The sequence below is a fragment of the Sphingomonas carotinifaciens genome (genome assembly GCF_009789535.1).
In the GTDB taxonomy this organism is placed as follows: domain Bacteria; phylum Pseudomonadota; class Alphaproteobacteria; order Sphingomonadales; family Sphingomonadaceae; genus Sphingomonas; species Sphingomonas carotinifaciens.
Genome location: NZ_WSUT01000005.1, coordinates 2,179,700 through 2,205,252, shown reverse-complemented (window position 1 = coordinate 2,205,252; position 25,553 = coordinate 2,179,700). Strand labels below are relative to the sequence as shown.

At 68.3% G+C, this 25,553-nt stretch carries 24 protein-coding genes; 11 read left to right on the top strand and 13 right to left on the bottom strand.

Going from position 1 to position 25,553, the window contains the following annotated elements; translation table 11 throughout:
- The 6 genes from GQR91_RS12480 to rhmD all read right to left on the bottom strand — a co-directional run bounded on the left by GQR91_RS12480 (window position 1) and on the right by rhmD (window position 5,101).
- Window positions 1–393, bottom strand: coding sequence for a hypothetical protein (locus tag GQR91_RS12480; RefSeq protein ID WP_112382316.1), 393 nt, complete (start codon window positions 391–393; stop codon window positions 1–3).
- Window positions 394–454: 61 nt separating this feature from the next.
- Entirely contained in the window at window positions 455–1,300 is an 846-nt protein-coding gene (nadC, locus tag GQR91_RS12475; RefSeq protein WP_149681525.1) for a carboxylating nicotinate-nucleotide diphosphorylase, read from the bottom strand.
- Window positions 1,301–1,369: 69 nt separating this feature from the next.
- A complete protein-coding gene (locus GQR91_RS12470) occupies window positions 1,370–2,275 on the bottom strand; it encodes an amidohydrolase family protein (RefSeq protein WP_149681526.1) in 906 nt (301 codons plus the stop codon).
- A gap of 11 nt (window positions 2,276–2,286) precedes the next feature.
- Window positions 2,287–3,036 carry an SDR family NAD(P)-dependent oxidoreductase gene (locus GQR91_RS12465; protein WP_149681527.1) on the bottom strand — a complete coding sequence of 250 codons (750 nt, stop codon included), beginning with the start codon at window positions 3,034–3,036 and terminating at the stop codon, window positions 2,287–2,289.
- Entirely contained in the window at window positions 3,033–3,890 is an 858-nt protein-coding gene (locus GQR91_RS12460; protein ID WP_149681528.1) for a 2,4-didehydro-3-deoxy-L-rhamnonate hydrolase, read from the bottom strand. The genes GQR91_RS12465 and GQR91_RS12460 overlap by 4 nt, the downstream gene beginning before the upstream one ends.
- 17 nt (window positions 3,891–3,907) lie before the next feature.
- On the bottom strand, window positions 3,908–5,101 hold the full coding sequence (gene rhmD / locus GQR91_RS12455) for an L-rhamnonate dehydratase (RefSeq protein WP_149681529.1): 1,194 nt from the start codon (window positions 5,099–5,101) through the stop codon (window positions 3,908–3,910).
- Between the two features lie 93 nt (window positions 5,102–5,194).
- Between rhmD and GQR91_RS12450 the strand changes: the two genes are divergently transcribed.
- Genes GQR91_RS12450 through GQR91_RS12420 form a run of 7 tightly spaced genes read left to right on the top strand, consistent with a single transcriptional unit; the run spans window position 5,195 to window position 13,219 of the window.
- Entirely contained in the window at window positions 5,195–5,992 is a 798-nt protein-coding gene (locus GQR91_RS12450; protein ID WP_249042538.1) for a (Fe-S)-binding protein, read from the top strand.
- The gene (locus tag GQR91_RS12445; RefSeq protein WP_149681530.1) at window positions 5,989–7,383 is read left to right on the top strand and encodes a lactate utilization protein B; all 1,395 of its coding nucleotides are present in this window, start codon (window positions 5,989–5,991) and stop codon (window positions 7,381–7,383) included. Before GQR91_RS12450 ends, GQR91_RS12445 begins: the two co-directional genes overlap by 4 nt.
- Window positions 7,383–8,000 carry a LutC/YkgG family protein gene (locus GQR91_RS12440; protein ID WP_149681531.1) on the top strand — a complete coding sequence of 206 codons (618 nt, stop codon included), beginning with the start codon at window positions 7,383–7,385 and terminating at the stop codon, window positions 7,998–8,000. The genes GQR91_RS12445 and GQR91_RS12440 overlap by 1 nt, the downstream gene beginning before the upstream one ends.
- Window positions 8,001–8,039: 39 nt before the next feature.
- Window positions 8,040–9,656 (top strand): NAD(P)/FAD-dependent oxidoreductase, encoded by a 1,617-nt coding sequence (locus tag GQR91_RS12435; protein WP_149681532.1) that lies wholly within the window; start codon window positions 8,040–8,042, stop codon window positions 9,654–9,656.
- Window positions 9,653–10,195: a pseudouridine synthase gene (locus GQR91_RS12430; RefSeq protein ID WP_149681533.1), complete on the top strand. Its 543-nt coding sequence runs from the start codon at window positions 9,653–9,655 to the stop codon at window positions 10,193–10,195. Before GQR91_RS12435 ends, GQR91_RS12430 begins: the two co-directional genes overlap by 4 nt.
- Window positions 10,192–10,554, top strand: a complete 363-nt coding sequence (locus tag GQR91_RS12425; protein WP_235903899.1) for a reverse transcriptase-like protein — start codon at window positions 10,192–10,194, stop codon at window positions 10,552–10,554. The genes GQR91_RS12430 and GQR91_RS12425 overlap by 4 nt, the downstream gene beginning before the upstream one ends.
- Window positions 10,555–10,591: 37 nt before the next feature.
- Window positions 10,592–13,219, top strand: coding sequence for a M1 family metallopeptidase (locus GQR91_RS12420; RefSeq protein ID WP_211368605.1), 2,628 nt, complete (start codon window positions 10,592–10,594; stop codon window positions 13,217–13,219).
- Window positions 13,220–13,240: 21 nt separating this feature from the next.
- Here the strand turns inward: GQR91_RS12420 and GQR91_RS12410 are convergent, their stop codons facing one another.
- Window positions 13,241–13,711: an Lrp/AsnC family transcriptional regulator gene (locus tag GQR91_RS12410; protein WP_162527073.1), complete on the bottom strand. Its 471-nt coding sequence runs from the start codon at window positions 13,709–13,711 to the stop codon at window positions 13,241–13,243.
- A 94-nt stretch (window positions 13,712–13,805) separates the two neighbouring features.
- On the opposite strand from GQR91_RS12410, the gene phhA reads away from it, so the two are divergent.
- The gene (gene phhA / locus GQR91_RS12405; RefSeq protein WP_149681535.1) at window positions 13,806–14,663 is read left to right on the top strand and encodes a phenylalanine 4-monooxygenase; all 858 of its coding nucleotides are present in this window, start codon (window positions 13,806–13,808) and stop codon (window positions 14,661–14,663) included.
- 256 nt (window positions 14,664–14,919) lie between these two features.
- Here the strand turns inward: phhA and GQR91_RS12400 are convergent, their stop codons facing one another.
- The 3 genes from GQR91_RS12400 to GQR91_RS12390 form a co-directional block, all read right to left on the bottom strand.
- Window positions 14,920–15,615 carry a carbonic anhydrase gene (locus GQR91_RS12400; RefSeq protein WP_112382329.1) on the bottom strand — a complete coding sequence of 232 codons (696 nt, stop codon included), beginning with the start codon at window positions 15,613–15,615 and terminating at the stop codon, window positions 14,920–14,922.
- A 68-nt stretch (window positions 15,616–15,683) separates the two neighbouring features.
- Entirely contained in the window at window positions 15,684–17,021 is a 1,338-nt protein-coding gene (locus tag GQR91_RS12395) for an ATP-binding protein (protein WP_149681536.1), read from the bottom strand.
- Window positions 17,018–17,728 (bottom strand): response regulator, encoded by a 711-nt coding sequence (locus GQR91_RS12390; protein ID WP_149681537.1) that lies wholly within the window; start codon window positions 17,726–17,728, stop codon window positions 17,018–17,020. The genes GQR91_RS12395 and GQR91_RS12390 overlap by 4 nt, the downstream gene beginning before the upstream one ends.
- A 215-nt stretch (window positions 17,729–17,943) precedes the next feature.
- Here GQR91_RS12390 and GQR91_RS12385 point away from each other — a divergent pair, with 215 nt between their 5' ends.
- Window positions 17,944–18,711 carry a TylF/MycF/NovP-related O-methyltransferase gene (locus GQR91_RS12385; RefSeq protein WP_149681538.1) on the top strand — a complete coding sequence of 256 codons (768 nt, stop codon included), beginning with the start codon at window positions 17,944–17,946 and terminating at the stop codon, window positions 18,709–18,711.
- 9 nt (window positions 18,712–18,720) lie between these two features.
- Here the strand turns inward: GQR91_RS12385 and GQR91_RS12380 are convergent, their stop codons facing one another.
- On the bottom strand, window positions 18,721–19,248 hold the full coding sequence (locus GQR91_RS12380) for a gamma carbonic anhydrase family protein (RefSeq protein ID WP_149681539.1): 528 nt from the start codon (window positions 19,246–19,248) through the stop codon (window positions 18,721–18,723).
- Window positions 19,249–19,397: 149 nt separating this feature from the next.
- Between GQR91_RS12380 and GQR91_RS12375 the strand changes: the two genes are divergently transcribed.
- Both GQR91_RS12375 and GQR91_RS12370 read left to right on the top strand, forming a co-directional pair.
- On the top strand, window positions 19,398–20,327 hold the full coding sequence (locus GQR91_RS12375) for a DUF808 domain-containing protein (RefSeq protein ID WP_149681540.1): 930 nt from the start codon (window positions 19,398–19,400) through the stop codon (window positions 20,325–20,327).
- A 269-nt stretch (window positions 20,328–20,596) separates the two neighbouring features.
- On the top strand, window positions 20,597–23,068 hold the full coding sequence (locus tag GQR91_RS12370) for a putative bifunctional diguanylate cyclase/phosphodiesterase (protein ID WP_162853748.1): 2,472 nt from the start codon (window positions 20,597–20,599) through the stop codon (window positions 23,066–23,068).
- 4 nt (window positions 23,069–23,072) lie between these two features.
- Here the strand turns inward: GQR91_RS12370 and GQR91_RS12365 are convergent, their stop codons facing one another.
- Both GQR91_RS12365 and GQR91_RS12360 read right to left on the bottom strand, forming a co-directional pair.
- The gene (locus tag GQR91_RS12365) at window positions 23,073–24,002 is read right to left on the bottom strand and encodes an AEC family transporter (RefSeq protein WP_149681541.1); all 930 of its coding nucleotides are present in this window, start codon (window positions 24,000–24,002) and stop codon (window positions 23,073–23,075) included.
- A gap of 13 nt (window positions 24,003–24,015) precedes the next feature.
- Window positions 24,016–25,491, bottom strand: a complete 1,476-nt coding sequence (locus GQR91_RS12360) for an FAD/NAD(P)-binding protein (RefSeq protein WP_149681542.1) — start codon at window positions 25,489–25,491, stop codon at window positions 24,016–24,018.
- Window positions 25,492–25,553 lie beyond the last annotated feature (62 nt).

Sequence of the window (25,553 nt, the reverse complement as noted above, 5' to 3'; positions counted from 1 at the left end):
TCATGCCACAGCCTCCGCCCGGGCCCGGAACCAGGCGCGCGCATTGGGCCGGAACAGCAGCACCAGCCCGGCAAAGGTCAACAGCCCCTGCACCGTGTTGAGCACGCCGAGCAGGCCGATCGCCAGCACGCCGGTGGCGACCTGATACAGCAGCGACACCAGCCCCAGCACGGTGAGCGCCGCAAGCAGCCCCAGCGCCACCCGGCTGCCGCCCCGCGTCGTGCACAGGATCAGCAGGATATACAGACCGACCAGAAAGGCGGTGATGCCCGCGGTCAGCCCCGCACCGTACAGCGCCACCATCTCGCTCCACGCCATCGCCGATGTTATGATCAGCAGCAGCGTCGCGGCGAGGTACAGCCACTCCGCCGATATGATTGCCTTGGGACGCACCCGGATAGTCTCCCTTGATTGATGGCGGACGATAGCGCCGCCGGACCGGAGCGCGCAATCGTCAGAGCGCGGCGAAATCCAGTCCGATGTCGGCGGCCGGCGCGGACTGGGTCAGGCGACCGACGCTGACATAGGTGACACCCGTCGCCCCGATCGCGCCGATCGTCTCCAGCCGGACACCGCCCGAGGCCTCGGTCGGCACGCGGCCATCCACCAGTGCCACCGCCTCGCGCAGCGTCGCGGGGTCCATATTGTCGAGCAGCAGGTGGGTGGCGCCGGCGGCGATCGCCGGCTCGACCTGGTCGATCCGGTCGACCTCCACGATGATGCGGGCAATGCCCGCGGCGCGCGCGCGCTCCACCGCCGGCGCGACGCCGCCCGCGACCGCGACATGGTTGTCCTTGATCATCGCCGCATCCCACAATCCCATGCGGTGGTTCTGCGCACCGCCGGTCCGGGTGGCGTATTTTTCCAGCAGACGCAGGCCGGGGATCGTCTTGCGGGTGTCGAGCAGGATCGCACCCGTGCCAACCAGCGCATCCACATAGGTCGCGGTCATGCTGGCGATGCCCGACAGATGCTGCACCGTGTTGAGCGCGGAGCGCTCCGCGGTCAGCATCGCGCGCGCGCGCCCTTCCAGCCGGAGCAGCGGCGTGCCGGGCTCGACGCGGGCGCCGTCCTCCGCCAGCCGCGTGATGGCGACCTCCGGATCGAGATGGCGAAAGAACGCCTCGGCCAGCCAGAGCCCGGCGACCACGATCGCATCGCGGCTCGCCATCGTGCCGACGAACCGCGCACCGGCAGGAATGACCGCGGTGGAGGTGATATCCCCCGCCGGCCCCATATCCTCGGCCAGCGTGGCGGCGACGAATGCGTCCCGGTCGAATCCGGGCAGGTCGGGGGTCATGGCAGCGGGCACCTATTGCAACTCTCGGGCCGTGCCGATGCCACGCGCGGACGGCCTGCGCCAGTCAGATCATAGCGCCAGCCCGACCCGGTAGATGCGATTGGCATTGCGGCCGAACAGGTCGCGCCGTTCGCCGTCGCCGAAATCCGACAGGATGGCGTGAAGCGCGTCCATGTAGCGATCGATGGGCGCGAACAGCATGTCGGTGGGCGCGTCGCTGGCGACCATGCAACGCTGTGTCCCGAACAGGTCGATGGCATGGCGGACGAACGGGCGGACCTGTTCCTGCGTCCAGTCGCGCGCGATGAAGCCGAGGCCCGACAGCTTGATTGACACCTGCGGCAAGGTCGCAAGGGCGGCAAGGCCCGCGCGCCATGTCGCGATACCGTCCGGGTCGAACAGCACCGGCATGCCCAGATGATTGACGATGACGGGCACCCGGGGGTTGTCGGCGAACAGCGGCACCAGCCCCGCCATCTGGTCGGGATAGCATTGCAGGTCGAACGACAGGCCATGATCCGCCAGCTTGCGGAAGCCCGCGCGCCAGCCATCGTCCCGCGTCAGGTCGCGCGGCGTGTAGCTGCGCCCGGCATCGGGGTGCCAGTTGACGATGTGCCGGATGCCGCGCACGCGAGGGTGCCGCGCCTGAGCCGCCAGATGCCCGTCGATCGCGGGATCGTCCAGCGCGGCAAAGGCGACGATCGCGTCGGGCAGTCCCGACGCCCCCGCCACCTCCTCCAGCCACGCCGTCTCCGCCAGCGCATCGCCGGGGTCGGCCCCCGCATCGACATGCACCGCGCCGACGACCTGCCACCGCGCCAGCGCCGCCCGGTAGTCGGCGGCACCGAAATCCTGCGCGATCGCGGCCACGCTGCCGTTCGGGCCGTCCTCGGCAAAGGGCGGGGTCAGCCATGGGTAGCGCAGGCGTGACAGGTCCCACAGATGAATATGCGCATCGAGAAAGGGAACCGTCATGCCCCGCGCCCTCAGAAGGTGGTTCGCCCGCCCGACGTGTCAAAAGTCGACGCCGTGGTGAAGCTGCATTCCTCCGACGCCATGAAACACACCATCGCGGCGGATTCATGCACTTCGCCCAACCGGCCCATCGGGATCTTGCCGCGCATGTAATCGACCTGGCTTTGCGGCAGTTGCGCCAGGATCGGGCTTTCAAAGGTGGCCGGGGTCAGCGCATTGGCGATCACCCCCTTGCCCGCCAATTCCTTACCCAGCGACTTGGTCAGGCCGATCACCGCGGCCTTGCTGGCGGAATAGGCGGACGCGTTCGGGTTGCCCTCCTTGCCGGCCACCGAGGCGACGTTGACGATCCGGCCATAGCCATGGTCCAGCATCAGCGGCACCACCGCACGACAGCAATAGAACAGGCCGTTGACGTTGATGTCGATCACCCGTCGCCAGCTCTCCAGCGGATATTCGTGGACCGGTCCGGTCGCCCCGGTAATCGCTGCCGAGCAGACCAGGATGTCGACCCGGCCCAGCGCCTCCGCGCTCGATGCCGCTGCGGCCGCGACCGCATCCGCATCGGTCACGTCGAGGGCCACGACATGGGCGGCGCCCGTCTCGGCCTGCGCCTCCGCTAGCCTGTCGGCGTCGACATCCCACAAGGCCGCCGTTCCACCCTCTGCGATGATGCGGCGGGCGACTTCCTTGCCCAGTCCCGACGCACCGCCGGTGACGATCGCGGCGCGCCCTGTGAAGCGCCCGGAAAACAGGCTCATGCCGGCACCCCCTCGCCCAGGTCGCGCCAGGCGATCACGTCCTGCCGCTGCGTGCCGAGGCCCGCTATCCCCAGTTCCATGACGTCGCCCGCCTTCAGATACACGGCCTGCGGCTTCTTGCCCTCGCCGACGCCGGGCGGGGTGCCGGTGATCAGCAGGTCGCCGGGATACAGCGTGATGTAGCGGCTGACATAGGCGATCAGCTGGCGGATGGTGAAGATCATCGTCCGGGTGTTGCCGGTCTGCATCCGCTGGCCGTTCACGTCCAGGTGCATGTCCAGATCCTGCGGATCGCCCACCTCGTCGGGCGTCACCAGCCAGGGGCCGACGGGGCAGAAGGTGTCATGCCCCTTGCCCTTCGACCACTGCGTGCCCCGCTGCTTCTGGTTGAAGCGTTCGGAGACGTCGTTGGCGAGCACATAGCCGGCAACGCGGTCCAGCGCCTCGTCCTCGGAGACATATCGGCAGGTGCGACCGATGATGACGCCCAGTTCCACCTCCCAGTCGCCATGGGAGGCGTCCTGCGGCAGCATCACGGGATCGTTGGGCCCGTTCAGGCTCGACACCGCCTTCATGAACATCATCGGCTCGGTCGGGATCGGCAGATTGGATTCGATTGCATGATCCTCGTAGTTCAGCCCGATCGCGACGATCTTGCCGATGCCGTTCACCGGCACGCCGTAGCGCGGGGTGCCCTCCACCACGGGCAGCGTCGCCGGATCGGCGGCGCGCGCGCGGGCCAGCGTTTCCACGGTGATGTCGTCGACCACGCCGGACAGGTCGCGGATCGTGCCGTCCTCGCTGACGAGGCCGGGCTTTTCCTGGCCGGGCTGGCCAAAGCGGCAAAGCTTCATGGCAATGTCTTTCGCAATCAGTGGGTGTAGGGGCGATGCATGGCGATGTCGCGGTTCAGCTCGACGCCGAAGCCGGGCGCATCCAGTGCGGAGGCGCGCAGGCGCCCGTTCTCCGGCACCGGCTCGCCCAGCAGTTGCGGCGCGAACATCGGCACCACCTCGGTCGGGCCGGGGTGCATCATCAGGAACTCGGCAAAGGGCGAGTTGTGGCGCGTCACCACGAAATGATAGCTGTAGACCGACGATCCGTGCGGCACGACCATCTTGCCATGGGCATCGGCCAGCGCGCTGATCTTCAGCAGCTCGGTGACGCCGCCGCACCAGCCGACATCGGGCTGGATGATGTCGCACGCGTCCATCTCCAAGAGCATGCGAAAGCCCCAGCGCGTCGCCTCATGCTCGCCGGTGGTGACCAGCATGCCCTTGGGCACGTTGCGCTTGAGCTGTTGATAGCCCCAATAATCGTCGGGGCTGATCGCCTCCTCGATCCATTTCAGGCCATGTTCGTGCGCGGCGATGGCAAGCCGGGTGGCATAGTCCACGTCCAGCGCCATCCAGCAGTCCCACATCAGCCAGAAGTCGGGGCCGACACGCGCGCGCATCTCGGCCAGCTCGGCGATGTTCTTCTTCAACCCCTCGATCCCCTCGGCGGGGCCGTGGTGGAGCGGCATCTTGCCGCCGATGAAGCCCAGGTCCTTGGCGATGTCCGGCCGCGCGCCGGTGGCGTAGAATTGCAGCTCGTCGCGCACCGCACCGCCCAGCAGATGGTAGACCGGCTCCTGCCGGAGCTTGCCGAGCAGGTCCCAAAGTGCCAGATCGACGCCGGAAATGGCGTTCACCACCAAACCCTTGCGGCCATAATATTGGGTCGAGAAATACATCTGGTCCCAGATCTTCTCGTAATCGGTGGGCGCCCGCCCCTCCAGGAACCGCGCAAGATGCTTCTCGACGATATAGGCCGCCGGCTCGCCCCCCGTCGTCACCGCAAAGCCGATCGTGCCGTCCTCCGCCTCGATCTCCACCACCAGCGTGCCCAGTACGTTGATGCCGAAGCTCTGCCGGGACTGGCGGTATTCCGGATAGCGGCTCATCGGGGTGGCGATATGATCGTCGATCCAGTGTCCGGCGCCCTGGTCATGGTAATCGGCGCCGCCACCGCGCACGGTGAACGCACGAACATGCTTGATCTTGGGCAATTGCGCGATCGGCACGCTATGAACCTCCCCGTTTACGGATCGGGCCGCGAATGCGACCTCGTGGTTGGAACTGGCTATTTCTCATTTTGTGGAATAGAGATCTAATTGATGGAAACTGCTACGTCAAACCCCGACATGAGCTCGCGCGTCGAAAAACCGACGGTGGCGCTGTTCGTCACCTGCCTGGTCGATGCGATGCGCCCGCAAATCGGCTTTGCCGCGCTGCGTACGCTGGCGGCGGCGGGCTGCGAGGTGGTGGTGCCGCGCGCACAGACCTGTTGCGGGCAGCCGGCACTCAATTCCGGCGACCGCGCAACCGCGATCGACCTGGCGCGGCGGACGATCGCCGCGCTGGAGGGCTATGACCATGTCGTCATCCCGTCGGGTTCCTGCGCCGCGACGATCCGGGTGCATTACCCCGAAATCCTGCACGACGATCCCTTATGGTCGCCGCGTGCCGAGGCACTGGCCGCGCGAACCTGGGAGATCCTCGCCTATCTGGACGAGGTACGCGGCTGGCGGCCCGACGCGGTATCCCTGCCCGCCACCGCCACCTATCACGACAGCTGCTCGGGGCTTCGCGAACTGGGCGTCAAGCGCCAGCCGCGCCGCCTGCTCGGCGCGGTCGCCGGGCTTTCGCTCAAGCCGCTCGCCGGTGAGGAAAGCTGTTGCGGCTTCGGCGGCACCTTCTGCGTCAAATATCCCGCCATCTCGAACGCGATCGTCGGCGAGAAGGCGGCGGCGATCGATGCGACCGGCGCGGACCTGCTGCTGGCGGGCGACCTTGGCTGCCTGATGAACATGGCCGGCAAGCTCCACCGCGAGGGCTCGCCCGTGCGTGCCTTCCACACCGTCGAGATACTGGCGGGCATGGGCGGCGGCCCGGCCATCGGGGAAGAGGCATGACCAGCTTCAAGACGCGCACCGCCGCCGCGCTGGCCGATCCGCTGCTGAAGGTCGCGGTGGAGCGCACCGCCGGCACCGCCGAGGCCAAACGCGCGCTGGCCGTCGATGCCTTTGCCGGGTTCGAGGATGCCCGCACCCGCGCCGCGGCGATCAAGGATCATGTGATCGCCAACCTCGACACTTATCTTGAACGGTTCGAGGCGAACGCGACCGCCGCCGGCGCCACCGTCCACTGGGCGCGCACCGCGGACGAAGCCTGCGCGATCGTGGTCGACCTGTGCCGCCGCGCCGGGGCAAGAACCGTCGCCCGCTCCAAATCGATGCTGGGCGAGGAGATCGGCCTGCCCCATGCGCTGGCCGAGGCGGGTATCCGCCGGATCGAGACCGATCTGGCCGAACACATCATCCAACTGGCCGACGAGCGTCCCTCGCACATCATCTGGCCGGCGATGCACAAGACGCGCGAGCAGGTCTCCGCCCTGTTCACGCAGCACCACCGCGACCCCCATGTCGAGGAAACCGTGGCCGCGATGGCGGAAAGCGCCCGGCGCGAACTGCGCAGCGGCATGCTGGGCGCCGATGTCGGCATATCGGGCGCCAACTTCCTTGTCGCCGACACCGGCGCGATCTGCACCGTCACCAACGAGGGCAATGCCGAACTGTCGCTGGTGCCCCCGCGCATGCATATCGTGACGGCGGGGATCGAGAAGATCGTCCCCTCCATGGCGCATGCCACCCATATGCTGCGCCTGTTGTCGCGCTCCGCCACCGGTGCAGCGATGAGCCAATATACCACCTTCTATGCCGGGCCGCGGCGCGCAGGGGACCGCGACGGGCCGGAGGAAATGCACATCGTGCTGGTCGATAACGGCCGCAGCCGGATGCGGGACGAAGGGCTGGCGGAAATGCTGCGCTGCATCCGCTGCGGCGCGTGCATGAACCACTGCGTGGTCTTTCGCCAGATCGGCGGCCATGCCTATGGCAGCACCTATCCCGGCCCGATGGGCGCGGTGCTGACCCCGGCGCTGGACGGGCTGAAGGGCAATCAGGACCTCGCTAGCGCCTGCACGCTCAACGGCAAGTGTCAGGAGGTCTGCCCGGTCAAGATCCCGCTACCGACGCTGCTGCGCGGCTGGCGCGAGCGAAGCTGGCGCGAGGGGCTGGAGCCGGTGAGCGTGCGGCGGGGCATCGCCGCCTGGGCCTGGGTCGCGCGGCGCCCCGCCTTGTACCGACTGGCGGTGGGCGGCGCGCTGCGGGCGATGCGGCTGGCAGCGGGCGCAGGCGGCTGGGCCAGGCGCCTGCCGCTTGCCGGCGGCTGGACCGACCACCGCGACTTCCCCAAGCCGGCGGCAAAAAGCTTCATGGATCGCTACGGTGCGGGAGAACGCTGATGACCGCGCGTGAGGCCATTCTCGGCGCCCTGCGCGGCGCCCCCGTCGATCCCGCACGATTGGATGCGGAGGCCGCGGCGCTCGTCGCCCGGGTAGAGCGGCCCGCGGTCGATCCGGGCGCGCTGTTACCCGCCTTTCTCGATCGGCTGGCGCAGCCGGGCCTCGGCGCGACGGTGGCGCCGATCACCGGTTTCGACGCGCTTCCCGCCGCGGTTGCCGCCTATATGGCGGAACACGGCCTGCCGCGTGCGCTCTACCTGCCGCCCAATCCGCGGCTCACGGCCGCGGACTGGCGCGACTTCGACCTGCGCCCGTCCTCCGCGCCCGACGAGGCGGTGGTGGTCGCCGTCGCGCGCTGCGGCGTGGCCGAAACCGGCTCGCTGGTCATGGAAACCGCGCCCGCCGCGCCGATGCTGCCCAACTTCCTTGGCCTGCATCATCTGGTCGTCGTGCCGCGCATCGTCGCCTATCTGGAGGATGCGCTACGCTCCGACCCGCCACCGCGCGCGCATTACTGGATCACCGGCGTATCCGGCACGACCGATATCGAGGGCAGCTATGTCCGCGGCGCGCATGGCCCGCGCTTCCTCCATGTCCTGCCGCTGGATGGTGCCTGACCGATGGAAAGCGGCCACGTCACGCGGTAAGGCGCGGCGATGATCCGCGTTACCGAACTGAAACTGCCGCTCCACCACCCCGACGAGGCGCTGGCCGCCGCGATCCGCCAGCGGCTGCGCATCACCCCGCGCGACATGATCCGCTTTGCGGTCGCGCGCCGCGCCCATGACGCGCGGGACAAGACCAACATCCTGCTCGTCTACTCGGTCGACGTCACGCTGAAGAACGAGGCGGCGGTGCTGGCCCGCTTCCGCAAGGACCGCAACGTGCAGGTGACGCCGGACACGCGCTACCGCCCGGTCGGCACCGCCGCACCCGACGCACAGCGCCCGGTGGTGATCGGCGCCGGCCCCTGCGGCCTCTTCGCCGGACTGATCCTGGCACAGATGGGATACCGCCCGATCATCCTCGATCGCGGCAAGGTGGTGCGCGAACGCACGCAGGACACCTGGGGCCTTTGGCGGCGCAGCAAGCTGAACCCGGAATCGAACGTGCAGTTCGGCGAGGGCGGCGCCGGCACCTTTTCGGACGGCAAGCTCTACAGCCGGATCAAGGACAACCGCCATCTCGACCGCAAGGTGCTGACCGAGTTCGTGAAGGCCGGCGCACCGCCCGAGATTTTGACGGAGGCGCATCCGCATATCGGCACCTTCCGCCTGGTGAAGATGGTCGAGAACCTGCGCCAGACGATCGAGGATCTGGGCGGCGAATATCGCTTCTCGACGCGTGTCGACGGGCTGGACTTGGAAACCGACGGTGCCGGCCAGCGCCATGTCCGCGGGCTGCACCTGCATGACGGCGGCTATCTGGCGGCATCCCGCGTCGTTCTCGCCATCGGCCACAGCGCGCGCGACACCTTCGCCATGCTCCACGAAGCGGGTGTCTTCGTCGAGCCCAAGCCCTTCTCGATCGGCGTGCGCATCGAACATCCGCAAAGCTGGATCGACCGCTCGCGCTTCGGCGCCGACGCGGGCCACCCGATACTCGGGGCGGCGGAATATCACATCTCGCATCACTGCTCGAACGGGCGCACCGTCTACAGCTTCTGCATGTGCCCGGGCGGCACGGTGGTCGCCGCCACCTCCGAGGAGGGCCGCGTCGCCACCAACGGGATGAGCCAATATTCGCGCAACGAGCGCAACGCCAATTCCGGCTTCGTCGTCGCGATCGACCCCGCGCGCGACTATCCCGGCGATCCGCTCGCCGGCATCGCGCTGCAACGCCATTGGGAGGAGCGCGCCTTCGTCGCCGGCGGAGCGAACTACAAGGCACCGGCGCAGCGTCTCGGCGACTTTCTCGCCGGGCGTCCCTCGACCACGCTTGGCTCGGTCGTGCCCTCCTACCGCCCCGGCGTGACGCCGACCGACCTTGCCGAATGCCTGCCCGACTTCGCGGTGGCCGCGATGCGCGAGGCGCTGCCCGTGTTCGGCCGCCAGATCGAGGGGTATGACCATCCCGACGTGGTGATGACGGGCGTGGAGACGCGCACCTCCTCCCCCGTCCGCTTCACCCGCGACGAAGGCTTGCAGAGCCTCAACACCGCCGGCCTGTTCCCCGCCGGCGAGGGCGCGGGCTATGCCGGCGGCATCCTTTCCGCCGCGGTGGACGGCATCAAGGTCGCCGAGGCGGTCGCGCGCAGCATGGCGGCGGCATGAGCAGGGTCATCCTGTTCAACAAGCCCTATGACGTGCTGAGCCAGTTCACCGACCGGAACAGCCCCAGCCCGCGCGCCACGCTGTCGGACTATGTGCAGGTGCCGCACGTCTACCCCGCCGGCCGGTTGGACCGTGACAGCGAAGGGCTGTTGCTGCTCACCGACGACGGCCGCCTTCAGGCCCGCATCGCCGATCCGAAGTTCAAGGCACCCAAGACCTATCTCGTCCAGGTGGAGGGTATCCCGGATGACAATGCGTTGGCGGCTCTTCGCGGCGGCGTGTCGCTGAAGGACGGCCCGACCCGCCCCGCGGAGGTTGAGCGGATCGACGACCCCGCGCTGTGGCCGCGCGATCCGCCGATCCGCGTCCGCCTCAGCATTCCCGACAGCTGGCTGCGCCTGACGATCCGCGAGGGCCGCAACCGACAGGTCCGCCGGATGACCGCCGCGGTCGGCCACCCGACGCTGCGCCTGATCCGCTGGCGCATCGCCGACTGGACGCTGGCCGACATCGCACCGGGCCGCTGGCGGGACGCATGAAGCTGTTCTTCGACGGCGGCCTGCGCCCGCATGGCATGGAGCTGGCCGTGGTCGTCGGCGCGCACAGCATCGTCCAGCAGGGTCTCGGCCCCGGCACCAGCATGGACGCCGAATGGCTGGCCCTGATCCATGCGGTGCGCACTGCCCATCGGATGAAGCTGACCGGTGCGGTCCTGCTCGGCGACGCCGCCGCCGTGATCGCGCAGGCGAACGGGACGCAGCGTATTCCCGCATCCTGCGTCGCCCACCACCATCTGTTCCAGACGATGGAAAAGCCCGACGGCCGCCTGCGCATCCGCTACATCAAGCGTACGCAGAACCTCGCCGGCATCGCGCTTGCCCGGTTGCACGAACGCTGAATTTGCCGATTGCCGCATCTGCCGCCATGAAGCGGCCATGCATCTCGTCACCGACCGCCGCCGCCTGATCGCCACCGGGCTCCTGCTGTCCTCCTCCTCCGCCTGGGCCGGCGCGGCATCGGCGCCGTCGCTCGCCGGCCCCGGCATTTCGCTGGCGCTCGCCCGCGCCCGCGCCGCGGCGATCTCCGACATCCGCTACGACCTCGCGCTCGACGTCACCGCCGCCGACCGCGCGACGGGCACCGTCATCACCCGTTTCCAGCGCCGCGCGAACAGCGGCGACCTGGTGCTCGATTTCCGCGGGCCGCTGCTCAGCGACGTCATGGTCAACGGCCGCCCCCTTGCTGCCGACACCCGCCGCGACGGCCATCTGGTCCTGCCGCAGCGCCTGCTCCGCACCGGCCGCAACACGCTGTCCGCCCGGTTCGAAACGCCGATCGCCGCCGCGGGCGCGGCCATCATCCGCTTCCACGACGATACCGACGACCGGACCTATCTCTACACGCTGCTCGTGCCGTCCGACGCCAACCTGCTCTTTCCCTGTTTCGACCAGCCGGACCTGAAGGCCCGTTTCCGCTGGCACCTGACCACCCCGGCCGACTGGACCGCGATCGCCAACGGCGCGCTGGAGACGAAGACCACCACCGGCTCCGCAACCCGCTGGCAGTTCGCGCAAACCCAGCCCATCTCCACCTATCTCGCCGCCTTCTCCGCCGGCCCCTGGACGCACTGGACATCCGCCCCCCCGAACGAACAGCCGATCACCCTCTACGCCCGCGCCTCCCGCCGCGCCGAGGTCGATGCCGAGGCCCAGATCGCCACCAACCGCGCCGCCGTAGACTGGCTCGCCACCTGGTTCGCCGTCCCCTTCCCCTTCGCCAAGCTCGACCTCCTGCTCGCTCCCGCCTTCCCCTTCGGCGGCATGGAACATGTCGGCGCCGTCTTCTACAACGAGGACCGCTTCGTCTTTCGCGAGCCGCCGACGCTGCCCCAGCGCCTCGGCCGCGACCAGACCATCTATCACGAGATCTGCCACCAATGGTTCGGCGATCTCGTCACCATGCGCTGGTTCGACGATCTGTGGCTGAAGGAGGGCTTCTCCACCTTCATGGCCGCACGTCTTCAGGCCGAGTTGCAGCCGGACAGCGATGCCTGGACCACCTTCTTCCTGTCGGTAAAAACGCAGGCCTATCGCGCGGACCAGACCAGCGGCACCTCTCCCCTGTGGCAATCGCTGGACAATCTGGACGCTGCCAAGAGCAATTACGGCCCGATCGTCTATTTCAAGGCGCCCGGCATCATCAAGCAACTGGCGTTCCTGGTCGGCGAGGACGGCTTTCGCCGCGGCCTCCACCTCTTTCTCCAGCGTCACGCCTATGCCAACGCGACGTGGCAGGATCTGCTCAGCGCGGTGGGCGAGGCATCGGGCATGTCGCTGGAGGCGTTCGGCCGCCAATATGTGCTGCGCGCCGGCATGCCGCGCATCGACACGCACCTTGCGCTCGACGGTGCGCGCATCGCCTCGCTGCGGCTGGTGCAGCGCCCGGTCAGGGCTTTGCCGGGCGATCCCGGCGGAACATGGCCGATGAAGGTTCGCGTCCGCCTCGGCTATCACGACCGCGACGACGTGATCCTCGATGCGCAGTTCAGCGGCACCACCGCCGATGTTGCGGCCGCCGCCGGCCTGCCTGCCCCCGATTATGTCTGGGCCAATGACGGCGACCATGGCTACGGCCTGTTCCTGCCCGATGCGCGCACCACCGAGTGGATTGCGGCGCATGTCGGCACCGTCACCGACACCCTGCTGCGCGCGATGCTGTGGGCCGCGCTCTGGGACGTGGTGCGCGAGGCGGCGCTGCCCCCGGCGCGCTACCTGACGATCCTGCTAGGTGTGCTGCCGGCCGAGCATGACGAGCAATTGTCGCGCACCATCCTGCTGCGCGGGGCCGCCGCGCTCGACATCTACCTGCCCGAGGCAAAGGCCGCGCCGCTCCGCCCCCGCTGGGAGGCAGCGCTGATCGCGCGCATGGACGATCCCGCGCTCGGCTATGGCCTGCGCAAGGATGCGATGGACCGGCTGATCGCCACCGCCCGCACGCCGCTCGCCACGGACCGCCTGCGTGCGCTGCTTGCCGGCCGTGCCACCCTGATGGACAAGCCGGTCCGCCAGCCGACCCGCTGGGCGATCGTCCGCCGCCTGATCGCGATCGGCGCGACAGGTGCCGATGCGCTGTTCGCCGAGGAGCAGCGCCACGACCAGTCGTCGGAGGCGATGAAGGACGCCTTTGTCACCCGCGCCGCCACGCCGGCCCCGGCGGTGAAGGCCGAGTATTTCCGCCGCTATTTCGACGATCCCGCCCTCAACGAAGCCTGGGTCAGCGAAAGCCTGGGCGCGTTCAACATGGTCGAACAGGCGGCATCGACGCTGCCCTTCCTCCGCCCGGCGCTCGAGCGGCTGGAATGGATACGCCGGAACCGCCGCATCTTCTTCCTGCCCGGCTGGATCGACGCGTTCATCGGCGGACAGGTCAGCCGCGAGGCGCTGGCCACGGTCGACGCCTTCCTGTCCGCGCAGAAGGCGCTGCCCATCGATGTCCGCCGCAAGATCCTGCTCGCCCGCGACGAGCTGGAACGGACGGTGCGGATCCGGGAAGCGGCAGCGTAGTAAGTCGGCGCGCCGCCACCCCTACAGGGGCAGGGCCGTCGTATATTTCGTCATCGACAGCGCAAAGTGCGACGACGCGCCCGCGACCGAGGGGTGCCCCAGCAAGGTCTGCATCAGAAAGCCGTTATAATCCGCTACATCAGCCACGACGATGCGGAGCAGATAATCCCATTCGCCCGACATGGAGAAGCATTCCACCACCTCCGGCCGTGCATCGACGAAGCGTTCGAATTCCTGCCGCGCGTCCATCGAATGGCTGCGGATGCGGACGTTGCACAGCACGTTGACGCCGCGCCCCACCGCCGCCGGATCGACCAGCCGCACCGTCGCACCCAGCAGCCCGCTCGTCTCCAGCGCCCGCACCCGTCGCCAGCACGAGGCCGCGGAGGCACCGACCCGCTCCGCCAGATCGGCATTGGTCAGCGTCGCATCGGCCTGCAACAGCGCGACGATGCGCCGGTCGATCGCATCCAGCGTGCGAGCCTCGTTCACGAACGGCACCCCATCCGAAATATCCTCTCACGAAACCGGCGTAAACTTGCCAGAATGATAGGCATTCATCGCAGATTTCTGCAACGTTCTCGTCATGGCCGACGCAGAACTCATCCGCCCGGAGGGCACCGCCGCCGACTGGACCATCCCGCAAGGCTGGGACCGGTACACGCCCGAGGAACATGCCACCTGGGACACGCTGTTCGAGCGACAGGCCAGGATGCTGCCCGGACGCGTCACGCCCGAATTCATCGCCGGCCTCGACGTGCTGCGCCTGTCCCGCCCCGGCATTCCCGACTTCGAGGAACTGTCCGAACGGCTGACCAGGGCGACCGGGTGGAGCGTCGTCGCCGTGCCCGGACTGGTCCCCGACGACGTGTTCTTCGACCATCTCGCCAATCGCCGCTTCGTCGCGGGCAACTTCATCCGCCGCCCGGACCAGCTCGATTATCTTCAGGAACCGGACGTCTTTCATGACGTATTCGGCCATGTCCCCCTGCTCGCCAATCCGGTCTTTGCCGATTACATGCAGGCTTATGGCCAGGGTGGGCAGCGCGCGGGTGCGATGGGCGCGATCCAGCGCCTGTCGCGGCTCTACTGGTACACGGTCGAGTTCGGGCTGGTCCGCTCCGGCGGCGACTTGAAGCTGTACGGCGCCGGAATCGTCTCGTCGTTCACCGAATCGGTCTTCGCGCTGGAAGACCCTTCGCCCAACCGGCTGGGCTTCGATCTGAAGCGGGTGATGCGCACCAAATACCGGATCGACGATTTCCAGCAGAATTATTTCGTGATCGACAGCTTCGAGGATCTGCTCGACCAGACGCTGAACACCGACTTCGCTCCGCTTTACGCGGAGATGGCGAACGAACCGGATATCGAAATCGAGACGATCCTGCCGGAAGACACCGTCATCACCCGCGGCACGCAGGCCTATGCACGGGGGCAAGGATAAGGCGTGGCCCTCTCCCCGACAGGGAGAGGGAACACCACAAAAAAAGGGCCGCCTCGCGGCGGCCCCAATAGGCGGGGGCTGTTATTCGGGCCGGTACGGGGAGGAATCCGCCCGGCCTCCTCTCCTATCTGGCTTTCCACCCTTCCAGTGCGGCAAACGCGATGATCACGGCCAGCACCAGCAGGGCACCTTGCAATTCAAGCGATGTCAAATCGAACTCCATCGATCGCATAAGTATCTCCTGATCGTTCGAGGGTTATTCCGCGGCGTCCTGATACAGGAAGTCCGCCGCGAGACGGGGGGTAGCGGCAAGCGCGACGGGCAGCGGGCGATCCTCCCGCAGCGTCACGAAGCGACCGGTTTCGCCGTCCAGGCCCAGCACGCTGCCGGCATGGATGTCGATGAACCAACCGTGGAGCGCGATGTCGCCGCGTGCGATCCCCGCCGCCACAGAAGGGTGGGTGCGCAGATGCTGCAACTGCAACGCCACATTTTCCAGGCTGGCCGCGCGGACCGCATCCCCTTCCGACATTTCAGGATAGGATGCGTGCACCACGCTGTGCGCCGCATGGCTGTGACGCAGCCACGAGGCGACGTTGGGCACACCGGCCAGCGTTTCGGGCTTCATCAGCGCCTTCATCGCGCCGCAGTCCGAATGGCCGCACACGATGATGTCGCGCACGCCCAGCACCGCCACGGCATATTCGACCGTCGCCGTCACGCCGCCATTGGCCTGTGCGAAGGGGGGCACGATGTTGCCCGCGTTGCGGCAGACGAACAGGTCGCCCGGATCCGCCTGCATCACATGCTCGGGCACCACGCGGCTGTCCGCGCAGGAGATCATCAGCGCCTTGGGGCTCTGCCCCTGGGTCGTCAGCTTGTTGTACAGCGCGCTCTGGTTAGGAAACACCTGCTTTTCGAAGCTGAAAACCCGACCGATCACCTCGTTCATACCATACGCTCCTGTGCTCGTCGCATCAGGATATACGCACCGGACTTTGCTGCCGTGCAGCGGCTGCGTTACAAATTGTTGCTGCGCTGCGCCCTGATGACGGGCAGGCAGATTTCGGCGCACAGCCCCCCTTCCGGCCGGTTCGCCAGGGTGAGCCGCCCTCCCTCGGCCTGCACCGTTCGCGTCACGATCGACAGGCCGAGGCCGAAGCCCACTGTGTCCCGCCGCCGTGCCGTGTCCAGCCGGACGAACGGCTCCAGCACCAGCGCCAGCGATTCCTCGGGGATGCCGGGGCCGTCGTCCTCCACCCGGATAAAGGTCGCCTTGGCCGTCGGCTCCAGCGTGATCGTCACCCGTTCGCCGTAATGCAGCGCATTCTCGACCAGATTCGTCAGCGCGCGCTTCATGCCGAACCGGCGCAGCCGCATGTCGAAATGATCCGGCCCCGCATAGGATACGTCGCGCCCGCGATCGGCGGCATCGTCGGCCAGGTTGGCGCACAGGATGGCCAGATCGGCCAGCACCGGCTCCTCGGCCTCTTCCTCGCCGCCCAGGAACGCCAGCATCGACCCGACCATCGCCTCCATCTCGACGATGTCGTCGCGGATCGCGTCGCGCACCTCGGGCTCGGCCACGCCGTCGGCGCGCAGCCGCAGTCGGGCGAGCGGCGTGCGCAGGTCGTGGCCGACCGCGGCCAGCGAGCGGGTACGCTCGTCCATCAGCCGGGTGATGCGCGCCTGCATCCGGTTGAAGGCCGCGGTCACCCGCCGCACCTCGCCCGGGCCGCGTTCGGGCACCGGTTGCGGCGCGCCGGGCCCAATCTCGTCGGCGGCGCGCGCCAACAGGCGCAGCGGTTGCAGGATGCGCCCGATCAGCGCACCGCTGACCAGCATCAGCGCGATTGCCGGCACCAGCGCCAGCAGCACGCGGCCCAGTGCCAGGTCCCAGGTCTGGAGCGGCTCGCGCATCCGGAACAGCAGCCGGGTGTCGTCATCCAGGCGCAGGTCGCCCCCGATCATCGACCGCCGCCCCAGCGACCCCAGCCGCAGGTGCAGGTCGGTCGCCGCCAGGGTCGGCTCCCATTCCACGATCTGCTCGCGCATGCCGTCCAGCTCGGGCGAGATCGGGGCGCGCTCGGGGATCTCGACCGACCAGCGTACCGTGTAGCGATCGGTCGTCAGCTCGTCCGCCACCTCGTCCCGCTCGGCCGCCGGCCGCTCGTTCAGCACGCGCCTCGCCACCACCAGATGCTCCGCCAACCGCCGCGCCTCGTCATCGCGCACCGAGACCTGGCTCGCCTGCTCGTACAGGAAGGTGGACACCGCAAACTCGATCGTCACCGCCAGCAGCAGGATCGCCACGATCCGGCCCAGCACCCCCACCGACGGGCGCAGGAAGCGTGTCACTGCCGCTCGACCGGCACGTTCAGCATGTAGCCCACACCGCGCACCGTCACGATCGGCGCCGCGCCGCCCGCACCGGACAGCTTGCGCCGCAAACGGCTGACCAGCACGTCGATGCTGCGGTCCGAACTGTCGCCGATCCGTGCCCGCGACAGCTCGATCAACCGCTCGCGCGCGACGATGCGCTGCGCATTGTCGAGGAACGCGATCAGCAGGTCGAACTCGGCACCGGTCAGCTCGACCAGCGCGCCGGTGGGCGAGATCAGCTCGCGCCGAGCGATATTGGCGGTCCACCCGTCGAAGCGCAGGATACCCGCCTCGCGCGCCGTCGCCTCCTGATCCAGCGTGCCCCGGCGCAGCACCGCGCGGATGCGTGCGACCAGTTCGCGCGTGCCGAACGGCTTGGGCAGGTAATCGTCCGCGCCCAGCTCCAGCCCAACCACCCGGTCCATCTCGCTGCCCTTGGCGCTGATGAAGATGATCGGCACGTAATTGCGCTGGCGTATCTGGCGGCACAGGTCGATGCCGCTGGTGCCGGGCAGCATGATGTCGAGCAGGACCAGGTCGACCGTACCGGTATCCAGTGCCTGCCACATTTCGGGCGCGGCATTGGCCAGCCGGACGGCAAAGCCGTTCTCCTGCAAGGCGCGCGCGGTCAGGGTCCGGAGGGCGGGGTCGTCCTCGACGATCAGGATGGTGGGTGCGGTCACGCATCCACCGCTATTCACGCGGTTAACACAGGTCAACGGGCGGCGCGGCGGGATCGCCCATCCGGCCGATCGACGGCATCCTTTCGCGTCGATGGCGAGGAGGGCGGGGTACTCCATCTGCCGATCTCGTCCCCCGGCATGCGACGGACGATAACCGGTGCCGGGCCGACGGGGGTGGGCCGCGACCGGATGCGATCCGGTGAAAAGGTGCAGGGATGATGCAGACGATCGGCACGGGCACGGGGTCGCTCCGGACCTTCGGCGACTGGGCGTTGCGACAGATGGGGATCAGGGATTCGGTCGGTGCCGCGCATGTGGCGCTGCGCCGCTGGGGGCTGGCACCCTGGCGTCCGCTGGTGCCCGAGGAGAGCTTCGCCACCTGCATCGATGCCGCGCTCGACCGGCTTTTCGCTGCCGATCGGGATCATCAATTCGGCGATTACCTCGAATTCGGGGTCAGCCGGGGTACGTCGATGGCGGCCGTGTTCCACGTCCTGCGTCGCCGCGGCATCGATCAGAACCGCCTGATCGGCTTCGATTCCTTTGCCGGCATGCCGACGGGGTCGGAGGAGGAAGGCTGGGACGCCGGTGCCTTTGCCTCGCCCCTGCCCCTCACCCGCCGCCACCTGCGCGCCAAGGGGGTCGACCTGTCCGCGATCACGCTGGTCAAGGGCTGGTACTCGGACACTCTGACCGCCGCCACCCGCGCGAACCTGACCATGTCCAAGGCATCGCTGGTGATGGTCGATTGCGACACCTATTCGGCCTCTGTTCTGGCGCTCCGCTTTGCCGCGCCGCTCATTCGCGACCGCGCGGTGGTCGTGCTGGACGATTGGGGCTGGCGCGCCGCCGATGGCCAGCCGGGCCAGCGCGAGGCGTTCGTCGAGTTCCTGACCGACAACCCTACGCTGCGCGCCGCCCCCCTGCCCGCCTATTTCGAACATGCGCGCGTCTTTCTGGTCGAGCGGTACGAGCCGCACTGACGCAGTCGGTCAGCGCGTCACCTCTTCCAGTTCGGCGGCATAATGCGCGCCCCGCGCCGCATAATGCTCCGCCGACATTCGCAGGCGGGCGATCGCGCCATCGTCCAGCCTGCGGACCGCGCGGGCCGGGCTGCCGACGATCAGGCTGCCCTCGGCAAAAGCCTTGCCCTCCGTCACCAGCGCGCCGGCCCCGATCAGGCAGTTCGCGCCGATCACCGCGCCGTTCAGCACCGTTGCCCCCATGCCCACCAGCACGCCGTCGCCGATCGTGCAACCATGCAGGATGGCATGATGCCCGACGGTGCAGCCTGCCCCGATGGTCAGCGGACTGCCCGGATCGGAATGCAGCATCGCGCCTTCCTGGATGTTGGTGTTCGCGCCGATCCGGATCGGCGTGTTGTCGGCGCGGATCACCGCGCGGAACCACACGCTGGCCCCCTCCGCCAGATGCGCGTCGCCGATGATGTCGGCGCCCGGCGCGATCCACACGCTCGGGTGCAGCGTCGGGCGGCGTCCGGCAATGGCGTAAAGCGGCATATCGCGGCGATCCTCGTCCCTGGCCCCGGCCCCTTGGCCGGTACGCCGGTATAGCCCCTTGCGCACCCCGCGCCACCGTTCCCGCATTTCGCGTGCAAGCCGCGTGTTTTGGCGATAGCGCAGCGGCTCCAACTATCAGGGGATGTTGAATGGCAGGGGGTCTGGTCGCGCTGCTCGACGATGTGGCGATGATTGCAAAGCTGGCAGCGGCATCGCTGGACGATGTCGCGGGTGCCGCCGGCCGCGCGGGGGCCAAGGCGGCGGGCGTGGTGATCGACGATACCGCTGTCACGCCCACTTATGTCGTCGGCCTGTCGCCCGAACGCGAATTGCCGATCATCCGAAAGATCGCGATCGGATCGCTGCGCAACAAACTGATTTTCCTGCTGCCCGGCGCCCTGCTGCTCAGCGCGTTCGCACCCTGGGCGATCACGCCGCTCCTGATGCTGGGCGGCGCCTATCTGTGTTTCGAGGCGGCCGAGAAGATCTACGAGGCGCTGTCCGGCCAGGCCCATGCCGAGGAAGTCAGCGAGATCACCGATCCCAAGGAGCTGGAGGACCGGCAGGTTTCCGGTGCGATCCGCACCGACCTGATCCTGTCCGCCGAAATCATGGCGATTGCGCTGGGCGAACTGCCCGATCTGTCGATCCCGCTTCAGGCGATCGCGCTGGCACTGGTCGGCATCGCGATCACGGTGGGCGTGTACGGCGCGGTCGCGATCATCGTGAAGATGGACGATATCGGCCTCCATCTGGTCAAGACCGGCGGCAGCGCCGCGCAGGGCATCGGTCGTGGCCTGGTAAAGGCCATGCCCGTGCTGTTGCGCGCGCTGTCGGTGATCGGCACCGCCGCGATGGTGTGGGTCGGCGGCGGCATCATCGTTCACGGTCTGGAGACGTTCGGGCTCGGCGCGATCGCCCACACGCTGCATGACGCGGCCGAGGCGGCGGGCCATGCCCTGCCTTTCGTCCATGGCATCCTCGCCTGGGTGGTCAACGCGCTCGGCTCGGCGGTGGTCGGCCTCGTCGTCGGTGGCATCATCGTGTTCGGCCTGCACCTCATCCCGCGCAAGCATTGAGGGGCGGGATGGCGCCGGTCGGTGCCATCCTCGTAAAAGATTGCCGGAAATGGCCGCCGCCCGGATCATCCATTCGCCGGCGGCCCCGTGCTTGTGCGTCGTCCGCTTGCGGTTCGATACCTTTCCCGGCCGCGCAAGCTGCACCGCCGCACGATTGATGGTGCACCGCAACGGGCCACCATTCATTTGTTAGGGGTTTCCGGTTAAAGATCGAACCGGAACGGGTAGACGGATATCCGCAAAGGTAAAGCGTGCGACTGGCGATCTTGATGTTGATGGTTCTGCTCCTCGCACTGGGGGCAACACCGGTCGTCGCCCGTGCGCCGGTGGTGGACCTGCATCGCGGCCTTTGCACCGCGACCCTGCCCGATGGCGCATCGAACGCGGCGGTGGTGTCCGCGCCTTATGCCTGCGGGGCCGACGCGCCGCAGGACAGTCCGCAATGGCTATGGCTGCGGCTGGACGCCTCGCGCCTGCGTGACCTGCCCCCCGGTTGGCACCTGCTGGTCGATCAGACCCGCTTCGACCGTATCGCCGTGGTTGCAGGCGGCCCGAAGGGCATGGGCCGCATCGAGCATTCGGCCCGTCAGCTGGCCGGCCACGGTGCCCCCGGCGGCGTGCTGCGCTTCACCATCCCCCCGGCCGGGCGCGACATCGACCGTCTGTATCTCGGCTATCGCCGCATCGATCACCTGTCGCTGATGCGCAAGCTCAAGGGGATCCCGGCGGCGGAACAGCCGCGGGAGGATGCGCCGTGGCTGGCCCTGATGGGCCTGTTCGCCGGGGCGCTGTTGTCCGCCATCGCCTATAATTCAGTCATCAACGCCGGGCAGCGCCAGAGCTTCCAGCGCTGGTACGTGCTGTGGGTCGCCAGTTCCTTTGCCTATGGCATGGTCTGGACGAACATGGCGGCCTATGTCTTTCCCGGTCTGGTCGGGCCGATCGCGGTGCGCATCGATTACGCGCTGGTCGGCTTCATGATCGGCGCGGGCAACATGTTCTTCTTCACCGTGGTGGAGGATGGCTGCATCCCTCGCCGGTTCATCAGGGCCGGTCACGCGCTGGCCGTGGCCGGTGCCGTGTCCGGCTGCATCGCCGCGGCCGATACGATGTTTCCCGTCATGCCCACCGACCGGGCGCTGAACTATGTCATCGCCGCCACCGCCGTCGTTCTGGCGATATCCTGTGGCTTTGCAATCCGGCGCGGCAGCCGCGTCGTCTGGTTCTATCTGGTCGGGTGGGGGCCGGTGATCGGCATGTTCCTGGCCCGGCTGGCGCGCAATCTCGGCATGGTGCCGCAAAACGATCTGGTCGACTTCTCCTCCTTCGGCGCGCTCGCCTTCGAGGCGCTGGTGCTGTCGCTCGCCATCGCCGATCGCTTCCGCCATCTGCGCCAGGCCCTGGCGATGGAAACGCAGCAGCGCGAGATCCAGCTGGTCGAGACCAAGGCGCTGCGCCAGGCCGCGCAGACCGACTTCCTGACCGGCCTCGGCAACCGCGCCGCCTTCCAGGACGCCACCCGCGCGCTGATCCACGACGGCGCGCCCTTCGCGCTGTACCTGATCGATGTCGATTATCTGAAGGATGCCAACGACCGGCTGGGCCATGCCGGCGGCGATGCCATGCTGCAACGCATCGCCACCGCGCTGGTCGAGATCGCCGCCACCGTGTCCGGTGCGCATGTGTCGCGCATCGGCGGCGACGAGTTCGCGCTGCTCTTCCCCGGCTCGGCGGAGGTGGACGCAGCGATGGCGGAACGCCTGACCGATCTTCAGGGTCGGCCATGGACCTATCTCGGCCAGACCCGCCCCATCTCGCTCAGCATCGGCTCGGCCCGCGCGCCCGACGACGCCACCGCCCCCGACCTGCTCTACCAGAATGCCGATCTGGCGCTCTACCATGCCAAGCGGCGCGGGCGCGGGCATCAGTATCGCTACGATCCGCTGCTCCGCATCCTGCGCGACCTGCAGGTCGAGTTCACCCGCGATGCCGAGGCGGCGCTCACCCGCGGCGAGTTCCGCCTCGACCTGCAACCGATCGTCCTGCTCCCCTCGGGCGCATGCTGCGGTTACGAGGCGCTGCTCCGCTGGGACCATCCCGATCACGGGCTGATGCTGCCCGATCGCTTCGCCGATGTGCTGGTCGCCGAGAAGATCGGCGCGCGCATCCAGGATCATGTGCTGGACCTCGCCATGGGCTGGCTGCGCGACCGGCCGGACGAGGTCCGCATGCTCAGCGTCAACTTTACCTCCGCCCAGCTTGCCGGCCCCCGCGCCGCGCGGCAGGTGCTCGACCGGCTGGCGGCCTACGGCGTACCCCCGTCGTCCCTGTGCATCGAGGTGACCGAGCGGGTGATGCTCGACCGCGCCGCCGACACGATCCTGGAAACGCTGCGCACGCTGCACCGCGCCGGCATCCAGATCGCGCTCGACGATTTCGGCACCGGTTTTGCCAGCCTCGTCCATCTGCGCGACATGCCGGTCGACCGGATCAAGATCGACCGCTCCTTCGTCGCCGGGCTGGACGAGGCCGGCGGCGGCACGCTGGCGATCGTCCGCGCGATCATCGGTCTCGGCCGGGGCCTCGGCAAGATCGTGGTGGCCGAGGGGATCGAGACCCCGGCCCAGGCCGAGCGGCTTGTCGCACTCGGCTGCCATCTGGGTCAGGGCTTCCTCTACGGCCGCGCCGAGCCGTACCCGCTGCCCGCAAACGCGCCCACCTACCGGACGGTGCAGGCCTAACGACTCACCCGGTCAGCATCCCGCCTGCGACCCCCACTACCGCTGCGACCAGGATCAGCGACACCGCGCTCGACGCCCCGATCAGGATCGCCGCCTCGCGCTTGTTCTTGTCGATCAGCGTGGCGAAGACGGTGATGTTCGCCGCGATCGGGAACAGCGCGACCAGACCGACGATGATCCGGTCCTGCCGGTCCAGGGTCCCCACCGCCAGCGCCTCGATACCCAGCGCCAGCGCCAGCAGCACCGCCGCGCTCACCTGTCGCAGCGCCAGGATCTTGGCCAGCAATCGCGGCTCGGTCCGGCCTTCCCCCGCCTGCCCCAGTCCTAGCCCGACGACGCCCATGCCCAGCACCGACACCGCCAGCGACACGCCCGGCTGCACCGTCTCCATCACGGCGGGCAAGGGCACCTCCCACACCCGCAGCACGATGGCCGCGACCATCGCATAGACGAGCGGCACGCGCAGCGCCTGCGTCGCGGCACGCTTGCCGCCCACCTTGCTGCGCGCGATCAGATAATAGCCGATCGTGTCGCCATAAAGCGCGCTGCCCATATAGGCGCACACCACCGTCGATATCTCCGCCTCGCCGAACAGCGCCTTGACCACGGGGATGCCGAAAAACGCGACGTTGAAGAAGGAAAAGGACGCCGACAGCAGCCGAGGATCGAAATCCTCGCCGATCCGCTTCGACAGCCACCATGCCGGCAGGCTCATCGCGGCGGCGACCGCGAACATCAGCGGCGTGATGATCGCGATCTGCGCCACCTCCGCCTGTTGCACATTGCCCAGCACCAACACCGGGATCAGCGCATAGACGAGCAGCCCGGATATCCAGCGCGCCAGCCCGCCGGTATGCTTGCCGATCGCCCATCCGAACAGCAACACACCATATAGCGGCAGCACATGGCTCGCGATCGCGCCCAGGGGGTTCATCGATCGGCCCTCATCAGCGCAGGTGCAGGATGTCGTCCACCGCCCGCGCGGCGGTCTCGACGTTGAACCACACCGAATTGGTGTCGCGCAGTTCGCCGTTCAGCAACTGCCCGACGCCGTAGAGCCGGGGCGATGCCGGATCGCGCGTCATGATGCGCCCCGATCCCCGATGCGCGCGCGCCCCGCCGACCGGGTGCGGCATCAGCCATTCGCGGCGCAGCAGGTCCGGGATCAGCGGCTCGCGCATTTCCTCCAGCACCATCGCGGTGCCCGTCGCGTTGACCACCACCGGCGCGTCATGATCCTCGCCATTTTCAAAGGTGGTGCGAAACCCGCCCCCGTCGCGCGCGCTGGTATCCACCACGCCCCCGCGCACCTGCAACTGGCCGCGATCGAACGCCGCACGGATACGCTCGGCATTCACCATCGGCATCACGAAGCGCATCGTCGCGAAATGCGGCCCCACCCATTTGCCGAACCGCTTGCGATCCAGCGGGCGCAACAGGTTCCAGATCGCGGTGGCGTCGTGGCGGGCGGCGGTCAGGATGCGCTGGAACGGCTCGTCCCCGCTCAGCGCCGCGTCGATATCCTCGCGCAGCCCCGCCGCCGCATCGCCGCCGCGCCGATCCACCGCGCGCCAGTCGACCGCATGGCCGACCAGATCCTCCACCTCGCGCCGGAACAGCCGCACCAGATCGACCACTGAGAAGCAGCGCCCCCGCGTCCGCAACCGCCGGTGGATCGCCTCCAGCGTCAGGTGGCGACGCTCATACCCGTTCTCCGGCGACGGTATCTCGACGCGCGGCAGCATGCCGTCGCGCGACGCCATCAGGACGGGGCCCTCATGCCCCTCGTCCAGCAGCGTCATCAGCGTGTCGATCGCGCTCAGCGAACTGCCCAGGATCGTGACCGACGCATCCCGCGCTATGCCCTTGGCCAGTCGCTCGGACGGCCAGGGAAAGTCGAAATAGCCGGGCTTGCCGTCCAGGTCGCCGAAGCGTTCCGCCTGCGGCGTGCCGATCGCCAGCAGCACGACGTTGGTCGCCACCTGCCCACCACCCGCCAGCGCGACAGTCGCCCGCGCCGGATTGCCGTCGATCCGCACCGCCTCGTCCCGGTGCTGCGTTACCGCGATCCCGGCCTCGCGCGCATCGGCCAGCGCACGGTCCAGCACATGGTTCAGATACCGGCGGTACTCGCTGCGCCGCGCATAGACGACGCTGTCCGGCTCCAGTGGCTCGCGCGCCTCCAGCCAGCGGCGATAATCCCCGGCTTCATGGTCATATAATCCCATCAGCCGGGATTCGGTGTTCAACCGGTGCCCCGGCTGGTCGGTGCCGAACGCCAGCCCGCGCGCCGGATCGTCCCGCTCGATCAACTGGAACGACACCCGCGTGTCCCGCTCATAGCGCAGCCGGGCGACCGCTTCGGCGAATGCCGCCACGCCGCACGCGCCCATGCCGATGATCGTCACGTCCAGAGTCCGCAAATCCGCCACTCCTTCGCCGATCGCCCGAACACGAACACGGCCGCTCCCGGTGATCGAGGGCG

Excerpts from the sequence above, each read along its gene's own strand:
- GQR91_RS12385 (WP_149681538.1), top strand. The coding sequence starts at position 17,944 with ATGATGCAGACGATCGGCACGGGCACGGGGTCGCTCCGGACCTTCGGC.
- GQR91_RS12470 (WP_149681526.1), bottom strand. The coding sequence starts at position 2,275 with ATGACGGTTCCCTTTCTCGATGCGCATATTCATCTGTGGGACCTGTCA.
- GQR91_RS12445 (WP_149681530.1), top strand. The coding sequence starts at position 5,989 with ATGACCAGCTTCAAGACGCGCACCGCCGCCGCGCTGGCCGATCCGCTG.
- GQR91_RS12460 (WP_149681528.1), bottom strand. The coding sequence starts at position 3,890 with ATGAAGCTTTGCCGCTTTGGCCAGCCCGGCCAGGAAAAGCCCGGCCTC.
- GQR91_RS12440 (WP_149681531.1), top strand. The coding sequence starts at position 7,383 with ATGACCGCGCGTGAGGCCATTCTCGGCGCCCTGCGCGGCGCCCCCGTC.
- GQR91_RS12420 (WP_211368605.1), top strand. The coding sequence starts at position 10,592 with ATGCATCTCGTCACCGACCGCCGCCGCCTGATCGCCACCGGGCTCCTG.
- GQR91_RS12370 (WP_162853748.1), top strand. The coding sequence starts at position 20,597 with ATGTTGATGGTTCTGCTCCTCGCACTGGGGGCAACACCGGTCGTCGCC.
- GQR91_RS12435 (WP_149681532.1), top strand. The coding sequence starts at position 8,040 with ATGATCCGCGTTACCGAACTGAAACTGCCGCTCCACCACCCCGACGAG.
- GQR91_RS12400 (WP_112382329.1), bottom strand. The coding sequence starts at position 15,615 with ATGAACGAGGTGATCGGTCGGGTTTTCAGCTTCGAAAAGCAGGTGTTT.
- phhA (WP_149681535.1), top strand. The coding sequence starts at position 13,806 with ATGGCCGACGCAGAACTCATCCGCCCGGAGGGCACCGCCGCCGACTGG.
- GQR91_RS12375 (WP_149681540.1), top strand. The coding sequence starts at position 19,398 with ATGGCAGGGGGTCTGGTCGCGCTGCTCGACGATGTGGCGATGATTGCA.
- GQR91_RS12450 (WP_249042538.1), top strand. The coding sequence starts at position 5,195 with ATGGAAACTGCTACGTCAAACCCCGACATGAGCTCGCGCGTCGAAAAA.
- nadC (WP_149681525.1), bottom strand. The coding sequence starts at position 1,300 with ATGACCCCCGACCTGCCCGGATTCGACCGGGACGCATTCGTCGCCGCC.
- GQR91_RS12430 (WP_149681533.1), top strand. The coding sequence starts at position 9,653 with ATGAGCAGGGTCATCCTGTTCAACAAGCCCTATGACGTGCTGAGCCAG.
- GQR91_RS12425 (WP_235903899.1), top strand. The coding sequence starts at position 10,192 with ATGAAGCTGTTCTTCGACGGCGGCCTGCGCCCGCATGGCATGGAGCTG.
- GQR91_RS12465 (WP_149681527.1), bottom strand. The coding sequence starts at position 3,036 with ATGAGCCTGTTTTCCGGGCGCTTCACAGGGCGCGCCGCGATCGTCACC.
- GQR91_RS12380 (WP_149681539.1), bottom strand. The coding sequence starts at position 19,248 with ATGCCGCTTTACGCCATTGCCGGACGCCGCCCGACGCTGCACCCGAGC.
- GQR91_RS12365 (WP_149681541.1), bottom strand. The coding sequence starts at position 24,002 with ATGAACCCCCTGGGCGCGATCGCGAGCCATGTGCTGCCGCTATATGGT.